This window comes from Pseudomonas sp. S3_A03 (assembly GCF_054668275.1).
On record NZ_CP162753.1, the window covers coordinates 1801265 to 1818641 of the forward strand.

11 protein-coding genes are annotated in these 17377 nt (G+C 60.4%); 6 read left to right on the forward strand and 5 right to left on the reverse strand.

From position 1 onward, the window contains the following. Positions 1–403 precede the first annotated feature (403 nt). Together AB4O25_RS08055 and AB4O25_RS08060 are read right to left on the reverse strand one after the other, a co-directional pair. Positions 404–5527: an NEL-type E3 ubiquitin ligase domain-containing protein gene (locus tag AB4O25_RS08055; protein WP_460150734.1), complete on the reverse strand. Its 5124-nt coding sequence runs from the start codon at positions 5525–5527 to the stop codon at positions 404–406. Positions 5528–5626: 99 nt separating this feature from the next. Beyond that, complete coding sequence (locus tag AB4O25_RS08060; protein ID WP_065877482.1) at positions 5627–7258, reverse strand: AMP-binding protein; 1632 nt, start codon at positions 7256–7258, stop codon at positions 5627–5629. Positions 7259–7408: 150 nt separating this feature from the next. Between AB4O25_RS08060 and AB4O25_RS08065 the strand changes: the two genes are divergently transcribed. The 4 genes from AB4O25_RS08065 to AB4O25_RS08080 are packed head-to-tail and all read left to right on the forward strand — an operon-like array spanning position 7409 to position 12935. Then, positions 7409–8572 (forward strand): isovaleryl-CoA dehydrogenase, encoded by a 1164-nt coding sequence (locus AB4O25_RS08065; RefSeq protein ID WP_017527120.1) that lies wholly within the window; start codon positions 7409–7411, stop codon positions 8570–8572. A gap of 11 nt (positions 8573–8583) precedes the next feature. Then, positions 8584–10191 (forward strand): carboxyl transferase domain-containing protein, encoded by a 1608-nt coding sequence (locus AB4O25_RS08070; RefSeq protein WP_065877484.1) that lies wholly within the window; start codon positions 8584–8586, stop codon positions 10189–10191. Between the two features lie 15 nt (positions 10192–10206). Beyond that, a complete protein-coding gene (locus tag AB4O25_RS08075) occupies positions 10207–11013 on the forward strand; it encodes a gamma-carboxygeranoyl-CoA hydratase (protein WP_460150735.1) in 807 nt (268 codons plus the stop codon). Next, positions 11010–12935 carry an acetyl/propionyl/methylcrotonyl-CoA carboxylase subunit alpha gene (locus tag AB4O25_RS08080; RefSeq protein WP_068931687.1) on the forward strand — a complete coding sequence of 642 codons (1926 nt, stop codon included), beginning with the start codon at positions 11010–11012 and terminating at the stop codon, positions 12933–12935. The genes AB4O25_RS08075 and AB4O25_RS08080 overlap by 4 nt, the downstream gene beginning before the upstream one ends. On the opposite strand, the gene AB4O25_RS08085 is transcribed toward AB4O25_RS08080, so the two are convergent. Further along, positions 12932–13567: a LexA family protein gene (locus tag AB4O25_RS08085; RefSeq protein ID WP_065877490.1), complete on the reverse strand. Its 636-nt coding sequence runs from the start codon at positions 13565–13567 to the stop codon at positions 12932–12934. The two genes, AB4O25_RS08080 and AB4O25_RS08085, sit on opposite strands and share 4 nt — an antisense overlap. A gap of 131 nt (positions 13568–13698) precedes the next feature. Here AB4O25_RS08085 and AB4O25_RS08090 point away from each other — a divergent pair, with 131 nt between their 5' ends. Both AB4O25_RS08090 and AB4O25_RS08095 read left to right on the forward strand, forming a co-directional pair. Continuing rightward, on the forward strand, positions 13699–14049 hold the full coding sequence (locus tag AB4O25_RS08090; protein WP_460150736.1) for a DUF6124 family protein: 351 nt from the start codon (positions 13699–13701) through the stop codon (positions 14047–14049). A gap of 462 nt (positions 14050–14511) precedes the next feature. Continuing rightward, positions 14512–15663: a M14 family metallopeptidase gene (locus AB4O25_RS08095; RefSeq protein ID WP_017527113.1), complete on the forward strand. Its 1152-nt coding sequence runs from the start codon at positions 14512–14514 to the stop codon at positions 15661–15663. A 16-nt stretch (positions 15664–15679) separates the two neighbouring features. On the opposite strand, the gene AB4O25_RS08100 is transcribed toward AB4O25_RS08095, so the two are convergent. Further along, positions 15680–16219 carry a cytochrome b gene (locus AB4O25_RS08100; protein ID WP_460150737.1) on the reverse strand — a complete coding sequence of 180 codons (540 nt, stop codon included), beginning with the start codon at positions 16217–16219 and terminating at the stop codon, positions 15680–15682. Then, a complete protein-coding gene (locus tag AB4O25_RS08105; RefSeq protein ID WP_017527111.1) occupies positions 16216–17298 on the reverse strand; it encodes a catalase family peroxidase in 1083 nt (360 codons plus the stop codon). The genes AB4O25_RS08100 and AB4O25_RS08105 overlap by 4 nt, the downstream gene beginning before the upstream one ends. Positions 17299–17377 lie beyond the last annotated feature (79 nt).

The window sequence follows — 17377 nt, forward strand, 5'->3', positions numbered from 1 at the left end:
CTGCTATCTCTATTGCATAACAAGAATAAAAAGCACCAAACCTAATAAAAATAAGACGAAACGACTCTGACATAACAAAAACAACACGGCAGAGACGCAGCTAACAGATTTTTTTGGAGAAGATGTGCTTCGCAGGGTACGGCTTGCCGAAACCCGCAACCGGTTAGAGAACAATAAAACTACCTCAGGTAGCTACCCACTGGTTGGATCGTTTACGAAGAAGCAGATCAGCGCTCAAAAAAATACGTTTGCTCTTGACCCCGAATGGGGGTCGCCAAAAACAGCAAGAAAGGGCCACGGCTGCCAAAAACAACAACAGGCCGCCCCTCAATAATAAAAAAGAGCACGCAACGACACATTAAAGGGGACCTTCGGGTCCCCTTTGTGTTTTCCGGTGGGTATTTCAGAGCTGCGAGCCATGCTCCGCAGCGTGATTATTGAGCACTTTTCGCGTCAATAGTGTTAGCCCCAGTTTTTCCTCTCTCCTTCGCGCGATGCTGAGCGCGTCCATCTGCTTCACATAAAAGTCACTTTGCATCGAGCCATCGACCAAAATTTCTTCGCGGCTCATGCCCAGCGTACTGACCACTGTGTCAACCGCCCTGTCTCGTTCCGTTTGCCAGGCCTCCCTTGCCGCTTGATCCGCTTGAGCACCGGGCCCCTCCTGCAACCTCGACAGCTCATACAGCGCATCGCTCTTTTCATCTATCAGCTTGATTGCGGGGGCTGTCAGCATTTGCAACTCATCGTTGTAGTGCGTACGCAGGTATCTGTCCCAGAATGTTTGTTCAACCAGAAACGTTTCCCGGTCGCCGCTGACAGCTTCGGCTGTCAGCACTTGCGTGTAGGCGTCATCGATGGCCGCCTGGCCCACATTGGCCGTCTGAGAAAACAGCATGTTCCGCGACTTGACCGGTAAACCCAACTTGTCCGCCAACCCAATTCGATACGCCAGAATCACTTCACTCTGCTCTGTAAACGCCGCGCCTCTGGCGATCACATCTCGTTGCGCAATGTCATCTACCAACTTCAGTCGAAACAGTTTTTTCGAAGCGTTCAACAACTGATCCTTGAGCGCCGGTCCCTCTGCCAGCTCCATGACGTTCAGCACGAACAGTTCACGCTCCAGGTTCATGAACTCAAGCGTACTGCCATCACCACACGTGGCCCTGTCATCGGCAATCACGAATAACTCATTGCGAATACGCTCGTTTTCGCTGACCGCCTTGAGCATCTCCCAGACACGCGCTCTCAATTGCGGTCGAGTGGCCGCGCTGCGGTATTCGGCAGAGCGTGTGGTATCGGCCACTACCGTCAGCAATGCACTCGATTCCGGATTGGCCGTGAGCGAGTCCCAGATCGTTTCATAGCGTGATCGCTCGATCTGTTCCAAGTCGCGCAGCCATGACTCCCGCCCTTCGGCAGCCGTAACATGCTCCCAGTTCGGTTGAACCACAGGGGCCTGGAGACCCAGCCGCTGGAGCGTCTGTGCGGATAACGGATTGTCGTGCAGATTGATTCGTGCAGGTTGTTCGAACACGTAATCGGGCAGCGTGCTGATCTGATTGGTATGCAAATCGATATCGACAAGCTGCGGCAAATGCTGCACACCTGTGGGGAATGTTCTTGTCCCGGTACGGCGCAGGTTGAGCCGGTTCAGGCTTCGCAGGCCGCTCAGGTCTGGGGCCCACCCCAGCAGGGTGTTATGGGAAAGGTCGAGGATTTGCAGGCTATGCAGGCTCTCAAGGCGGGCGGTCGACTGTTCGGTCAGGCGAATATCGTTGGCGCTCAGGTTCAGCTCAGTGAGGTTGACGCCGCCATTGGCAAACTCCGGCAATTGGGTCAGGTTATTATTTTCGAGCAGCAGCCGTCGCAAGCCGCCAAAGGCCCGCAAGAACCCCGCCGCCTCATCGCTCAACGCCATACGGCTCAAACGCAGATCGCTCACATGGTCCATATTTGCGCTGATCGCGGGGAGCTCTTCGATCATCTCGTCAGACAAATCCAGGGTATGCGCTCCTGCAAATGCCTGGGTGGTGCTGCGCTGCCAAGCAAGTTTGAGGGTGCTGGCGACCCTGCGCCTGGCCCTTGCATAACCCGAACCCGCCTCGTCAACCCATGTGCTAAGCACCGTTTGGAGTTGTTCAAACTCAACCCCAAGCTCAGTCAGCTTCGCGTGGAAGTCAGCGTCGCTACGCCCCTCAAATCCCAAAAAGGCGCGCACCTCTTCAAGCGTCCTGGAGGGATAGATTTTCACCGCCGCAAGCTCAAGTGCCAGAGGTCGCTGCGAGGCGCCCCCCACAGGGCTCAATGGATAACCGAAACGCCCATCGGCAAGGCGCATGGGGGATTTGTAACCTGGCTTGATGGGTTGTAGCGCTAATGCACGCCGGGCCTGCGCGTCGTTCAAAGGTTGTCTCATAAGCTCAAGCTTCAGCGCCTGAGTGTCGGCGTGCAGCCGTTCCCAACTGGTGAACTTACCCCCTGCGGCGAACCAGAGGGCGCTGTAGAAAGCGTCTTTATCGGTTCGGGCGTACAGCGTTTTACCGGACTCATCCACAACTTCCCAATGTGCCAGGGTGACCCGAACCAACCGGCGCTGTAGGGGAGCATCCTTGCTGCCAACACGATCGAGCAGCGCGCCGGTGAGGCTGTCGGCACGTAACTCGATGCCGATTGCCTCCAATCTACCAGGCATGGCCGCCAGCGTGTGCAGGGCCAGTTGCACAGTATCCATTGTGAGAGGGCCGTCAAAATTAAGCGCGGCATGCGCCCGCAGGATGCGTAAGCGCGGCAAGTAGCGGCGCGCCTCTTCCGCCAGCCGCAACGGCACGCGTGAGTGCTGCGTCATGTGTGCCAGCTCCTCGCTGTTGGCATTGGCCAGCAATTCTTCGATGACCAGTTTGGGCAGGCCAGGAAAGGAGCGCTGGATCCGCTGCACGTTGCTGTCAACGGACAGGTCCCCGGACGCAATGTCGCGCTCAATGATTTCACTGCGGTACTCAGTTGCCAGTTGCAGCAAACGACGCTGGTAGGTGACAAGCCTTTTGGCGTCGGAAGGCGCTTCAAGCGCCCTCTTGGCGAGAGGGCGTTGCAAGTGATCCGGCAGCTCGACCTCTGTCTCACCGACGAGGGTATCGAGTCTTACCGTATCGCGCGCAATGCCTTCATCCAATAACTGACGAGCTTCCGTCAGCTCCAGCTGTGCCAGGAGCGACGGCAGGATACGCCCAGCAAGCACGTCCTGTTCGTGCAGCAGCACGACTGGCTTTTCTGTGTCTCCCTTATAAGAACTCCACACGGCGTCTCCCGCCGCATTGTCAATCCGCAGCTCCTTGGTGTCAGGCCACACACCCTTACGCATGATCAAATTGAGTTGCTCATAGCCGGCTACGCGCGTAAGCGCTTGCGGGTCCGTACTGCGCAGATTATCGAGCAATGCCTGGTGTCTGGCGCTTGCCTCGAAGTGTCTCAGGGCTTCCCTGAACAGCGGTGGGGGTAACTGCTGGTCAATATAGATGCCACGCAGCGCTTCATCCGTCACCCCGCTCATGACCCTGAGCTGTTCCAGGTCTGTATCGCTCAAGGCGTCGACACTGTGCCCTATACGGCGTAACAACGTCTTACGGTCCCAGGTGAGGGGCTGTTCGAACTCATGCACCCAGGCGCCGCCGCCGTTATGCCGAATACGCGGTGAATACAGCGAAGCGTCGTCTGGATGGACAAGCCGGATATCGTTATGGCTGCCTGCGACTTTGTAGTGCCCGCCCTCCACCGGCAGATAGCTTTCGCCCGCATGCGCGTATAACCCTCGGGCATCCGGCTTGAGTTCGGCAGGCAGGGTAACCGTGTGCCTGAAGGCCCTCAGATCGGAATCAAACAAGCGTACTCTTGCGCCCCCGAGTTCGACACGGACCAGGCGTTTGACGAACGCCGACTCCTTGGCCACCAGCAGTGCCTTGGGAACCGCCAGCCCCGCCACACCCAGCAATACCGTCGAGAAATGCGCCCAGCCCTCTTGTACTTGCCCCTCGGACCACGACTCGATGCCTTCGAAAAGCTCATAGGACATTTGCAGCGCTCCGACGACCAGCATGACTTCGCCAAGACCCGGCACCACAAGCCCGGCCAGGTTCAGAATGTCCAGCAGCCTGTTTCCCCACAACGACAGCCTGGCGCGTGCGACACGATTATCCATGTCCCCCGTCGAAACGGCTGCGGTACTGCAGTTGGCCATGATCAAACGGACTTTCTGCACCGCGCTGTCCTGCCACACATCCTTTAATGACGGACCGTAGCCGTAGTCGGCCGGGCTAAAGATTCTGCGCTTGGAAGCCGGGGCGAAATCCTCGGATTGAGTGAACTTTCCCTCAGGGTCAAGCAGTGTCTTGAGCTTGGTGAAAAACGCCTGCTGCTCGGAAAGCGGCACGAACTGGCTGAAGAACGTCCGGTATTCGGCCTTGCACAAACGCGTGGTCAGATCATCGGCAAACCAGCCGAGATTGGGATATTCCTTCAATACACATTCCGGATCGCCCGGAATGTAGACCCAGCATCGCCGGGGCTGAAGCGAAGCATTCCTGAAGTGGGCTTTAAACACTACGGGCCCGATGACCAGAATATTTTCCAGCGCCAATGCGCACAGCGAGAACCTGGAGAACTTAATATCCTCCCCATCCAACTGCCGGCCGCGATGGTTAACCAGGATGTCCTTGATCAAGGCATGACCATCATTCTGGATGTCCTGCTTCATCACCGCGATCTGCGCGGCCAGCTCCAGCTGGTTGCGATGCGCGGTAATCATCGCGCTGTAGAGTTTACCGGCGGCTGCCCCCGGGATTGTCGAGGTGATCCGGGCATTGAGCGTGGTACGCACATGCGCGTAATACTTCGCCCCCAGGTCCAGTGTCCTGCACATGCGGGCAAACTCGTGAGCCTTGATTCCCACCGGCACAGACCTGACGTTGCCCGCATCCGGCCATGCCCGCAATGAACGCCGATGAAAGGGGTATCGGGTAATCAGGTGGCAGTCCTGGCAGACAGGCACACTGGTTTCGTCTTCGCTGAAGTTGCTTAGTGCCGCTTCCAGCAGGCTAACCCCTTTATAGGAGTAGAACTCTGACGCCAGTGGCGACTCACGACTTCGGGACGCTTCAGCGGACAGGCGCTCGCATTCCTTTTGTTCTATCTTGCGTGCATAAAAAGTCTGCCTGACGTCCAATTGAACGCCGAAGGTTTTCTTGATGGCCTCGACCAGCAAGGGTTCGGCAAAGTCAGTGACACTGTTCAACCCGACCAGCAGTTGATCCAGCTGATTCAATGAGCGCCGGCTACGTATATGGATCGCCTTGAGCGCGTCCCTGGCTGACTCCGGTGCGTGCCTGTACCAACCCGGAATGTTCAGCGGCTGGAGGGCCAATTGTGTTTTGTGTTCCGCCAGCGCGTCGGTGTACCAGTCGGGTGTGTTGTCTGTGATGGTGTGAAGGTGAACGTTTTGTTCATTCTGGCCTGAAGTGGTCTGTGTCACGAGCATAACCCTGGGGGAGCGAAATAGATTCGCTACCCTAGGCTGTGGCACCGGCACACAGGCGGCACACGAGTATCGCCCTGCGTATGCCGAAGTGTGTCAAGCGCGGCCGAGTTCCTTCAGGGTGATCTCACGCATCCGAAACTTCTGGATCTTGCCTGTCACCGTCATGGGAAACGCCTCCACGAACTTGAAATACCTCGGCGTCTTGAAGTGCGCGATGCGGCCCTTGCACCAGTTCTGAAGCTCAAGCTCGTTGACCATATGGCCTGAATGACATTTGACCCAGGCGACGATCTCTTCGCCGTAACGCTCATCGGGAATACCGATGACCTGCACGTCCGCCACCGCCGGATGGGTGAAGAAAAACTCCTCCAATTCCCGCGGATACACGTTCTCGCCGCCACGGATGATCATGTCCTTGTTACGCCCCGCGATGCACACGTAACCCTGCTCGTCCATGGTCGCCAGGTCGCCGGTGTGCATCCAGCCGGCCTCGTCAATCGCGTCGCGGGTGCCTTCGGGGTTGTTCCAGTAGCTGAGCATCACGCTGTAGCCTCGGGTGCACAACTCGCCAATCTCACCGCGCGCGACCGTGTTGCCATCGCCGTCGATAATCTTGTGTTCCAAGTGCGGCTGGGTGCGGCCGACCGTGGTGACGCGGCGTTCCAAGTCGTCCGTGGCAGCGGTCTGCAACGACACCGGGCTGGTTTCGGTCATGCCGTAGGCGATTTGTACTTCGCCCATGTGCAACTCATTGATGACCCGGCGCATCACTTCGATGGGGCATGTGGCGCCGGCCATGATGCCGGTGCGCAGGCTGGACAATTCAAACTCGCCCCGCCGTGGGTGGTCGAGCAAGGCGATAAACATGGTAGGCACGCCGTACAGGCCGGTAGCGCGCTCCGCGGCGATGGCGGTGAGGGTCAGCAGCGGGTCGAAGCCGTCATTGGGGTAGATCATGGTGGTGCCGTGGGTGATGCAACCCAGGTTGCCCATCACCATCGCGAAACAGTGATACAGCGGCACCGGGATCACCAGGCGATCCCGCGCAGTCAGGCCCAGGCTTTCGCCGACCATGTAGCCGTTGTTGAGGAGGTTGTGGTGACTGAGGGTGGCACCCTTGGGGAAGCCGGTGGTGCCGGAGGTGTACTGGATATTCACGGGCTGGTCGACATGCAGGCTGGCCTGGCGGCGGTGCACTTGCTCGGGCGGCACACCCGCGCCGAGGGCCGTCAGTTGCGACCAGGGCAAGAACCCCGAAGGTGGGTTGGGGTCAAGGCTGATGAGGCCGCGCAGATCGGGCTTCAGCTCTTGAAGCATCGCGTGGTAATCGGAGGTTTTGAACGACCCGGCACATACCAGCCATTGGCAACCGGATTGCTTGAGCACGTAGTCCAGCTCACTGCTGCGGTAGGCCGGGTTGATATTCACCAGGATCACCCCGAGCTTGGCGCTGGCGACCTGGCTGATGCACCACTCGGCACAATTGGGCGCCCAGATCCCCAGGCGGTCGCCGGCCCGCATGCCCAACGCCAGGAATGCACGGGCGTGCAGTTCAACCGTTTCGGCCAGTTGCCGCCAGGTATAGCGGCGCTGCTGATGACGCACCACAAGGGCTTCGCCGTCGGGGTATTGCGCCACCGTGTGATCGAAGGCCTGGCCAATGGTCATGGCCAGTAAGGGCTTATCCTGAGAGCCACTGCTGTAGCTCGGGTGCGGTTGATCCATAACGACCCCTGTTGTCTTTTTTGTAGGTTGACGTGAACGTAAACTACGATTGACAGCGCCGTAACGCAAGCTTACGTTAACGTAAAGGTGAGCGCCCTCCCCTGGCGCGCCATCGACACAACAACAACGCTGACATTAAGGTGCCTGTCCATGAGTTACCCGTCCCTGAACTTCGCCCTTGGCGAAACCATCGACATGCTGCGCGACCAGGTGCAGTCCTTTGTGGCCAAGGAAATCGCTCCCCGCGCGGCACAGATCGACATCGATAACCTGTTCCCCGCCGACCTGTGGCGCAAGTTCGGAGACATGGGCCTGTTGGGGATCACCGTGGCGGAAGAATATGGTGGCGCAGGGCTGGGCTACCTGGCCCACGTGGTCGCCATGGAAGAAATCAGCCGTGGCTCGGCTTCGGTGGCACTGTCCTACGGCGCGCACTCGAACTTGTGCGTGAACCAGATCAACCGCAACGGCAACCACGAACAGAAACTCAACTACCTGCCCAAACTGATCAGCGGCGAACACGTCGGCGCCCTGGCCATGAGCGAGCCGAATGCCGGCTCCGATGTGGTCTCGATGAAGCTGCGCGCCGACAAACGTGGCGACCATTACGTGCTCAATGGCAGCAAGACCTGGATCACCAACGGTCCCGACGCCAACACCTATGTGATCTACGCCAAGACCGACCTGGACAAGGGCCCGCATGGCATCACCGCATTTATCGTCGAGCGCGACTGGAAAGGCTTCAGCCGCAGCAACAAATTCGACAAGCTGGGCATGCGCGGCTCCAATACCTGTGAGCTGTTTTTCGACGACGTCGAAGTGCCGCAGGAGAACATCCTCGGCGTGCTCAACGGTGGCGTTAAAGTGCTGATGAGCGGCCTCGACTACGAACGCGTGGTGCTCTCCGGCGGCCCCACCGGGATCATGCAGGCCTGCATGGACCTGATCGTGCCCTATATCCATGACCGCAAGCAGTTCGGCCAGAGCATCGGCGAGTTCCAGCTGATCCAGGGCAAGGTCGCCGACATGTACACCCAACTCAACGCCAGCCGTGCCTACCTCTACGCGGTTGCGCAGGCCTGCGAGCGCGGCGAAACCACACGCAAGGATGCCGCCGGGGTGATCCTGTACAGCGCCGAACGCGCCACGCAAATGGCCCTGGATGCCATCCAGATTCTGGGCGGGAATGGCTATATCAATGAGTTCCCCGCCGGGCGCTTGCTGCGTGACGCCAAGCTGTACGAAATCGGCGCCGGCACCAGTGAGATTCGGCGGATGCTGATCGGGCGCGAACTGTTCAACGAAACCCGCTGAGGGAACGCGCCATGGCCACCCTGCACACCCAACTCAACCCGCGCTCGGCGGAATTCGCCGCCAACAGCGCGGCAATGCGCCAACAGGTCGACGCCCTGCACACCTTGCTCGCCCACGTGCAGCAAGGCGGCGGCGCCAAGGCTCAGGAGCGGCATACCTCACGGGGCAAGCTGCTGCCGCGCGAGCGCATCAACCGCCTGCTGGACCCCGGCTCGCCGTTTCTGGAACTCAGCCAATTGGCCGCTCACCAAGTGTATGGCGAGGATGTGCCCGCCGCCGGGGTGATCGCCGGGATCGGCCGCGTGGAGGGCGTCGAATGCATGATCGTCGCCAACGACGCCACGGTGAAAGGCGGCTCGTACTACCCACTCACGGTGAAAAAACATCTGCGCGCCCAAGCCATCGCCGAGCAGAACCGCCTGCCGTGCATCTACCTGGTGGACTCCGGCGGCGCCAACCTGCCGCGTCAGGACGAAGTGTTCCCCGACCGAGAACACTTCGGGCGCATCTTCTTCAATCAGGCCAACATGAGTGCCCAGGGCATCCCGCAGATCGCCGTGGTGATGGGCTCATGCACCGCCGGTGGCGCGTATGTACCGGCCATGGCCGACGAAGCGATTATGGTGCGCCACCAGGCCACCATCTTCCTCGCCGGCCCGCCGCTGGTGAAAGCCGCCACCGGTGAAGTGGTCAGCGCCGAAGACCTTGGCGGTGCCGATGTGCACTGCAAGGTCTCCGGCGTGGCCGACCACTATGCCGACAGCGACGAACACGCCCTGGCCCTGGCCCGGCGCAGCGTGGCCAACCTCAACTGGCGCAAGCACGGCCAATTGGCCCAGCGCGTGCCGATGGCGCCGCTGTACAGCGGCGAAGAGTTGTATGGCGTGATCCCGGCCGATGCCAAGCAGCCGTTCGACGTGCGCGAAGTAATCGCGCGGCTGGTGGACGGTTCGGTGTTCGATGAGTTCAAGGCGCTGTTCGGCACCACCTTGGTGTGCGGTTTTGCGCACCTGCACGGCTACCCGATTGCAATCCTGGCCAACAACGGGATTCTGTTCGCCGAAGCGGCGCAAAAGGGCGCGCACTTTATCGAACTGGCCTGCCAACGCGGAATCCCGCTGCTGTTCCTGCAGAACATCACCGGTTTTATGGTCGGGCAAAAATACGAAGCCGGCGGCATCGCCAAGCATGGCGCCAAACTGGTCACTGCCGTGGCTTGCGCCAAGGTGCCGAAATTCACCGTGATCATCGGCGGCAGCTTTGGCGCCGGTAACTACGGCATGTGCGGCCGCGCCTACGACCCGCGTTTTTTGTGGATGTGGCCCAACGCGCGCATTGGTGTGATGGGCGCCGAGCAGGCCGCCGGGGTGCTGGTGCAGGTCAAGCGTGAGCAGGCCGAGCGGGCCGGTAACCCCTTCAGTGCCGAGGAGGAAGCGGCGATCAAACAGCCGATCCTCGACCAGTATGAAACCCAGGGTCACCCCTACTATTCCAGCGCGCGCCTATGGGATGACGGCGTGATCGACCCGTTGCAGACCCGCGATGTGCTGGCCCTGGCCCTCTGCGCCGCGCTGAACGCCCCCATCGAGCCGAGCCGCTTCGGCGTGTTCCGCATGTAACTGGAGCTGTACCCCATGAGCGATTTCAACACCCTCGAACTGATCACCGACCGCCGTGGTTTTGCCACGCTGTGGCTCAGTCGTGAAGCCAAGAACAACGCGTTCAACGCCGAAATGATCCGCGAACTGATCATCGCCCTCGACCACGTGCAAGGCGATGCCTCCCTGCGTTTCCTGGTGCTGCGCGGGCGCGGCAAGCACTTCAGCGCCGGCGCCGACCTGGCCTGGATGCAGCAGTCGGCCGAGCTGGATTACCACACCAACCTCGACGACGCGCGCGAACTGGCCGAGCTGATGTACAACCTGGCCAAGCTGAAAATCCCTACCCTGGCGGTGGTGCAAGGGGCGGCTTATGGCGGCGCGCTGGGCTTGATCAGTTGCTGCGACATGGCCATCGGCGCCGACGACGCGCAGTTCTGTCTGTCGGAAGTGCGTATCGGCCTGGCACCGGCGGTGATCAGTCCCTTCGTGGTGCAGGCCATCGGCGAGCGTGCGGCGCGGCGCTATGCCCTTACCGCCGAACGCTTTGGCGGCCAGCGTGCGCGGGACATCGGCCTGCTCGCGGAAAGCTACCCGGCGGGCGAGCTGGACACGCACGTGGAACAGTGGATCGCCAACCTGCTGCACAACAGCCCCGCCGCGATGCGCGCCAGCAAAGACTTACTGCGTGAAGTGGGTAACGGCGCCCTCACCCCTGCCCTGCGTTGCTATTGCGAAAATGCCATCGCGCGGATTCGCGTCAGCGCCGAAGGCCAGGAAGGCTTGAGAGCCTTCCTGCAAAAACGTGCGCCCAGTTGGCAACCGCAGGAGCCGCGCTCATGAGCACGTTGACCACCTTACTGGTGGCGAACCGTGGCGAAATCGCCTGCCGGGTGATGCGTACCGCCAAGGCCATGGGCTTGACCACGGTCGCCGTGCACAGCGCCATCGACCGCGACGCGCGACACAGCCGCGAGGCTGATGTCCGCGTCGACCTGGGCGGCAGCAAGGCCACGGAGAGCTACCTGCAAATCGACAAGCTCATCGCCGCCGCCCAGGCCAGCGGGGCCCAGGCGATTCATCCGGGCTACGGCTTCCTGTCCGAAAACGCCGCCTTTGCCCGCGCGATTGAAGCCGCGGGCCTGATCTTCCTCGGCCCACCCGCCTCGGCCATCGACGCCATGGGCAGCAAATCCGCCGCCAAGGCGCTGATGGAGACCGCCGGCGTGCCACTGGTACCGGGTTATCACGGCGAAGCCCAGGACCTGGAGACTTTCCGCGAAGCCTGCGCACGCATCGGTTACCCGGTACTGCTCAAGGCCACAGCCGGTGGCGGCGGCAAGGGCATGAAGGTGGTCGAGCACGTCGACCAACTCGCCGAAGCCCTGGCCTCGGCCCAGCGTGAAGCCCTGTCGTCCTTTGGCAATGGGCAGATGCTGGTGGAGAAATACCTGCTCAAGCCACGCCATGTGGAGATCCAGGTATTTGCCGATCAACACGGGCATTGCCTGTACCTCAACGAGCGGGATTGCTCGATCCAACGTCGCCATCAAAAAGTCGTCGAAGAAGCACCGGCACCGGGGTTGAGCGTTGAACAACGCCGGGCCATGGGCGAAGCCGCCGTACGGGCGGCCCAGGCTATTGGCTACGTAGGCGCCGGCACGGTGGAGTTCTTGCTGGACGCACGCGGCGAGTTCTTTTTCATGGAAATGAACACGCGGTTGCAGGTGGAGCACCCGGTGACCGAGGCGATTACCGGCCTGGACCTGGTAGCCTGGCAGATTCGCGTGGCCCAGGGCGAAGCGCTGCCGCTCACCCAGGAACAAGTGCCGCTGATCGGCCACGCGATTGAAGTGCGCTTGTATGCCGAAGATCCGACCCATGACTTCCTGCCCGCCACCGGGCATCTGGCGCTGTATCGCGAATCGGCACCCGGTGCGGGCCGCCGGGTAGACAGCGGTGTCGAGCAAGGTGACAGCGTATCGCCCTTTTACGACCCGATGCTCGGCAAGCTGATTGCCTGGGGCGAGGACCGTGAACAGGCACGCCTGCGCTTGCTGAGTATGCTCGATGAATTTGCCGTCGGCGGGCTGAAGACCAACCTGGGGTTCCTGCGGCGCATCATCGGGCACCCGGCGTTTGCAACCGCGCAGTTGGATACCGGGTTTATTCCACGTTATCAGGATGAGTTGCTACCGCCACCCGGTGAATTGAGCGATGAGTTCTGGCAGGCGGCGGGCGCGGCCTTTATGCAGAGCTTGCCCGTGGCTGAAGGGCCGTGGGCGGATAGACGTGGTTTTCGTGCCGGTTTGCCCGCCGAGGTGTCGTTGCACCTGAGCTGCAACGGGCAGGATCGGTTGGTGACGTTGGCGGCAGATGCTGCGCAGTTGCAGGGCGAACAGTTGCTGATCGAGCGTCAGGGCGTGCGCCGTTCACACTTGGCGGTGCGTCGCGCGGGGGCGATGTTTGTGCGTTGGGATGGCGAGATGCAGTGCGTCAGCCTGTTCGACCCGATTGCAGCGGTGGAGGCCAGCCAGTCCCACCAGGGAGGCCTCACGGCGCCAATGAACGGCAGCATCGTACGGGTGCTGGTGGACATTGGCCAAGCGGTCGAAGCCGGCGCGCAACTGGTGGTATTGGAGGCAATGAAAATGGAGCACAGCATCCGCGCGCCCCAGGCGGGGGTGGTCAAGGCGCTGTTCTGCCAGGAGGGCGAAATGGTTGCCGAGGGGTGCGCACTGGTGGAGCTCGAAACAGTCGGCTAGAACTTCGCGGTGGCCTGCACCACGACGCCAAGGATGCGGCAATCGGCGTCAAACAGCTGTTTCGGATAAGTGGGGTTGAGCGGCACCAGGTAGCGCTGGCCGCTCTCTTCCAGTAGCTGGCGGAACGTCGCGTGAGGCCGGTCAGCCCATTGGGCGACCACCAAATTGCCGGGCTCGGCGCTAAGGGCCGGATCCACCAGGATCATCATGCCCGCAGCGATGCTCAGGCCGCTGGGTGCGGTCATGGCATCGCCTGTAACCGGCAGCCAGAAGGCGTCGCCTCGCGCATGGTAGTCGGTCGTTTCGAAACGCGCGGCGCCGTAGGCCTGGCGTTCTTCGCGGACTTCGCACAGGCCACTCCAGTCGTTGACCGGGTAACGAAAATACGGGTTGTACTGTGTTGACAGGGCTGGTGCGTCGCGGGCCTTTTCGCGGACTTCCTGCACCACTTCCAGGTAACCCAGGCCCAGTTCTTCGAGCACCCGGTTCATGTCCGCCAGGCTCGGCACGCGGCGTTTGTTGAGCCAATGGCCGACGCCGCCCTGGGACATGCCCAAGCGTTCAGCCAGCTCACCCTGCGTGACCTTGCGGTCTTTCATGTTGGCCTTGACCAACGCTATCCAGTTATCCATGGGGCCAGACAATACGTCAGGTATTTTTCAGGGCAATAAACAGTTTGTAGTAATCCACGAAACGACATTAATACGACACGTACTATCATCAGGCATAAGGTTTTCGACACCCACCCAGAGTACCGCCCCTTATGACGACGAGCCCGTACCTCCTGCCCGAACCAACCGAAAACAATGACGCGCACGACCTGCGTGGCAGCGGTGCTGCCCAGCGCGCGCTGGACTTTTATTTGAAAGAAAAAATGTCGGCACCCGCCCCGGACGAGGCCATGTTTGCCATCAAGCCTGGCATCAGCCAGGAGGAGGCCCTGGTCTACGCCTCCGACCTGCTGCGCAGTGCGGCGGCAACAGCCTACGAGTCAGCAAGCAGCCATCAAGGCAATCACCGCGACCTGGCGTTTTCAGTGGTGTATTTGATTGATATGGCGAAGGCGATGCTGGAGCGCTCGTTGCAGGCGCCAGAGGCTCAATCGAACGTATAGAAGGCCCGAAGGAAAAATATTTCTATCCCACGGATAAAAACATTTGACTTGCAAATGATAATGATTATTATTGGGCTCAGCTGATCGCGAGATCAGTCGATAGTCCAAGGGACCTTAGGTCGGACTCTTGGAATATCTCCTCATCAGGCTAATCACGGTTTTTGACCCGGCTCTTTGGCCGGGTCTTTTTTTTGCCAGTTTCCCTGGCATGGCTTCAGGCTAATGAAGACTGTGTGCTGCTTGATGGCGCGCATGGTAGCAAAAGACCATCGCCTAATGAAAGCCAGCGTAGCGCTCCGGCTCGTATCTCTGCGAAATAGCGCTTGAGAATCAATCTCATAAATTCTAAGCTGCGGCCGCGTCATGGACGACGCCCCCTCCTCGCAACAATTTTGCATCCGGGCTTTACCGGACTCCTGTGTAATATAGCCGCCACAACACTCATATTCAGGCAACCAGACTATGACCGTGGCCTTGACCTCCATCAAGATCAGCACCAACTTCGACAGTGGCAACATCCAGGTGCTCGACGCCAGTGATGCCTATCAGTTGCTGCTGGCAATCAAACCCGATACTCGCAGCCAGCATTTCCAATGGTTTCATTTCAAGGCCGAAGGCATGCATGTGGGCCACACCCACACGTTCCGCCTGAGCAACGCGGGCAAGTCTTCCTACAAGCATGCCTGGAGCGGCTACAACGCCGTGGCGTCCTATGACCATGTCAACTGGTTCCGAGTGCCTACGCGCTTTGATGGAGAAATCCTGCACATCAGCCTGGAAACCCGCGAGAAACACGCCTGGTTCGCTTATTTCGAACCCTACAGCCGCGAACGCCACGCCTGGCTGATCGAGCAGGCATTGAAATACGCCGGCACTAAGCTGTTGGCCACGGGCAAAAGTGTCGAGGGGCGCGACATCCAACTGCTTCGCCGTGGCAAAGGCGGCGAGGGCCGACGCAAGGTCTGGATCATCGCCCAACAGCACCCTGGCGAGCACATGGCGCAATGGTTTATGGAAGGCATCATCGAGCGTCTGCAACAAGACGGCGATGCCGAGGTGAAAAAGCTCCTGAAGGTGGCCGACCTGTACCTGGTGCCCAATATGAACCCAGACGGGGCCTTCCATGGCCATCTGCGCACCAATGCCGCCGGCCAGGACCTCAACCGCGCCTGGCAAAGCGCCAGCCAGGAGAACAGCCCGGAAGTGCTGTTTGTGCAGCAGCAAATGGAGAAGTACGGTGTCGATCTGTTCCTCGATATCCACGGCGACGAAGAAATCCCCTATGTGTTCACCGCCGCTTGCGAAGGCAACCCGGGCTACACCCCGCGTATCGAGACCTTGGAAAAACACTTCCGCCGCCACTTGAGCGCCTTGACCCGCGACTTCCAGACCACCCACGGTTACACCCGCGACCAGCCAGGCCAAGCCAATATGACCCTGGCCTGCAATGCGGTCGGCGAGCGATACGATTGCCTGTCCCTGACCCTGGAAATGCCCTTCAAGGACAACAATGACGCCCCCAACCCAAAAACCGGCTGGTCAGGTGAACGGTCCAAGCAATTGGGCAAGGATGTGCTGAGCACCGTGGCCGATATCGTCACGGCCCTGCGCTAACCCCTGCCCCCCGGCATCAGCCCTTGGTGCCGGTCATGCTCTGCAGCACACCATCACGCCGAACCCAGCCATGGAACAGCGCCGCCGCCAAGTGCAGCAACACCGTCAGGAACAGCAGGTAGGCCAAATACCCATGGGCCTTGCGCAACAGCGCAAACAATGGCGCATCAGCCGCCACCAACGCCGGCAACCGTACCGAACTGCCGAGCATCACCGGGTCGCCCGCCGCCGAAATCATCGCCCAGCCCAACAACGGCAACACCAGCATCAAGGCATACAAGAGCAGATGAGACGCCTTGGCCGCCAGCATTTGCCAACGCGGCAAGTCGGCGGGCAATGGCGGTTGGCGCGTAGAAAAGCGCACCACCAGGCGCACAATCACCAATGCCAGGATCGCAATCCCCAAGGGTTTATGCAGGTGAATCAACCATTCATGCCGCTGCGACACCGACGCCGCCAGCCCTGCCCCGATAAACAGCATGGCAATGATCAGCAACGCCATCAGCCAATGCAGCAGGCGCGCCAAAGGCGCGAAAAAGCGCGGTTGTGCATTCATGGTTTCGACTCCTTGGGGGCGCTGTGCAACGGGCTGACTTCACCGGCACGGCGCAGGTACGAGCTGGCATACGCCGCCGAACGCGCGGCCAGCAGCGGGTCATTGGAGGCTTCGATGCCGCTGGGCAGAACCAGCGGGTCGAAGTTGATGTCGCGACAATCGCCCTCCGCCTGGGGCTGGCTGCTTTGCAGCACCAGGGTGCCGGCGTTCAAGACCTTATGCTCACCGGCCCAGGGCTTACTCGCATCGTCCAGCGGGTCGCCGGGGTTGGCCAGGGTCATGTTCAACTGCCAACGCAACGGGCCGGCAGCCAGACGTTGCACCAGATCTTTTTCGAGGAAGTCAGCGCCGGCCGGTGCGGTCTCGCCCTCGGCATCCTCGTGTTGGGGCACTACGCTCCAACGTACGGCCTGACGCTTGCCCTCGGCGCTCACCAGGTAAAACGCGTTGATGCCGTTATAGGTTTCGGTGGCATAGCTGGCCGAGGGCTTGGCGGTCTTGACCCACGCCAAAAATGGCGCGGCCTCCGGATGCGCGGCAAAAAACGCCGGCATATTTGCAGGGTTCGGCTTGCCGGTGGCCGGGTCCGGCGCGCCAGCCTTGAGCAACTGGTAAAACGCCTCGGGAGTGCCCACGGGGAACACCGGCATGCTGTTCATTCCCGTGCGCCATTGCTGGCCGTTGGCCTGGCTCAATTGCACGGCAAAACTGCGGATTGGCACACTGCTGTCCGGCGCATAGGGGTTACCGCTGGGCAAGGCAAATCGGCCGATCAGCGGGGTCCTGGCGTCGCTGAACAGCTGTGCGCTGGAATACGCGCGGGCTTGGGCGCTGCTCTCGAAATACCCGGCCACGCACACGCCCTTGGCATGGTTACGCCGAAAGCCTGCGTGCACGCCATTATTGGTTTCCAAGGCGTTGACCAAGGTTTTCGGACGCAGCCGTTGTGGGTCGAGCGTGCCATTGACGTAGGCAAATGCCCCCGCAACAACGGCAACCACGGCGCCGATACCGGCAAGGCGCGCGATCAGGCTCGCCGTACTCAACGGGGGACGGGGCGGTGATGAGTGATCTACCATGAACAAACTCCAGGGCCAAAGGCCTTAGGGGGTCAAACATAAGGTCGGAGCATTGAGACGAACGCCGATCCACCCTATT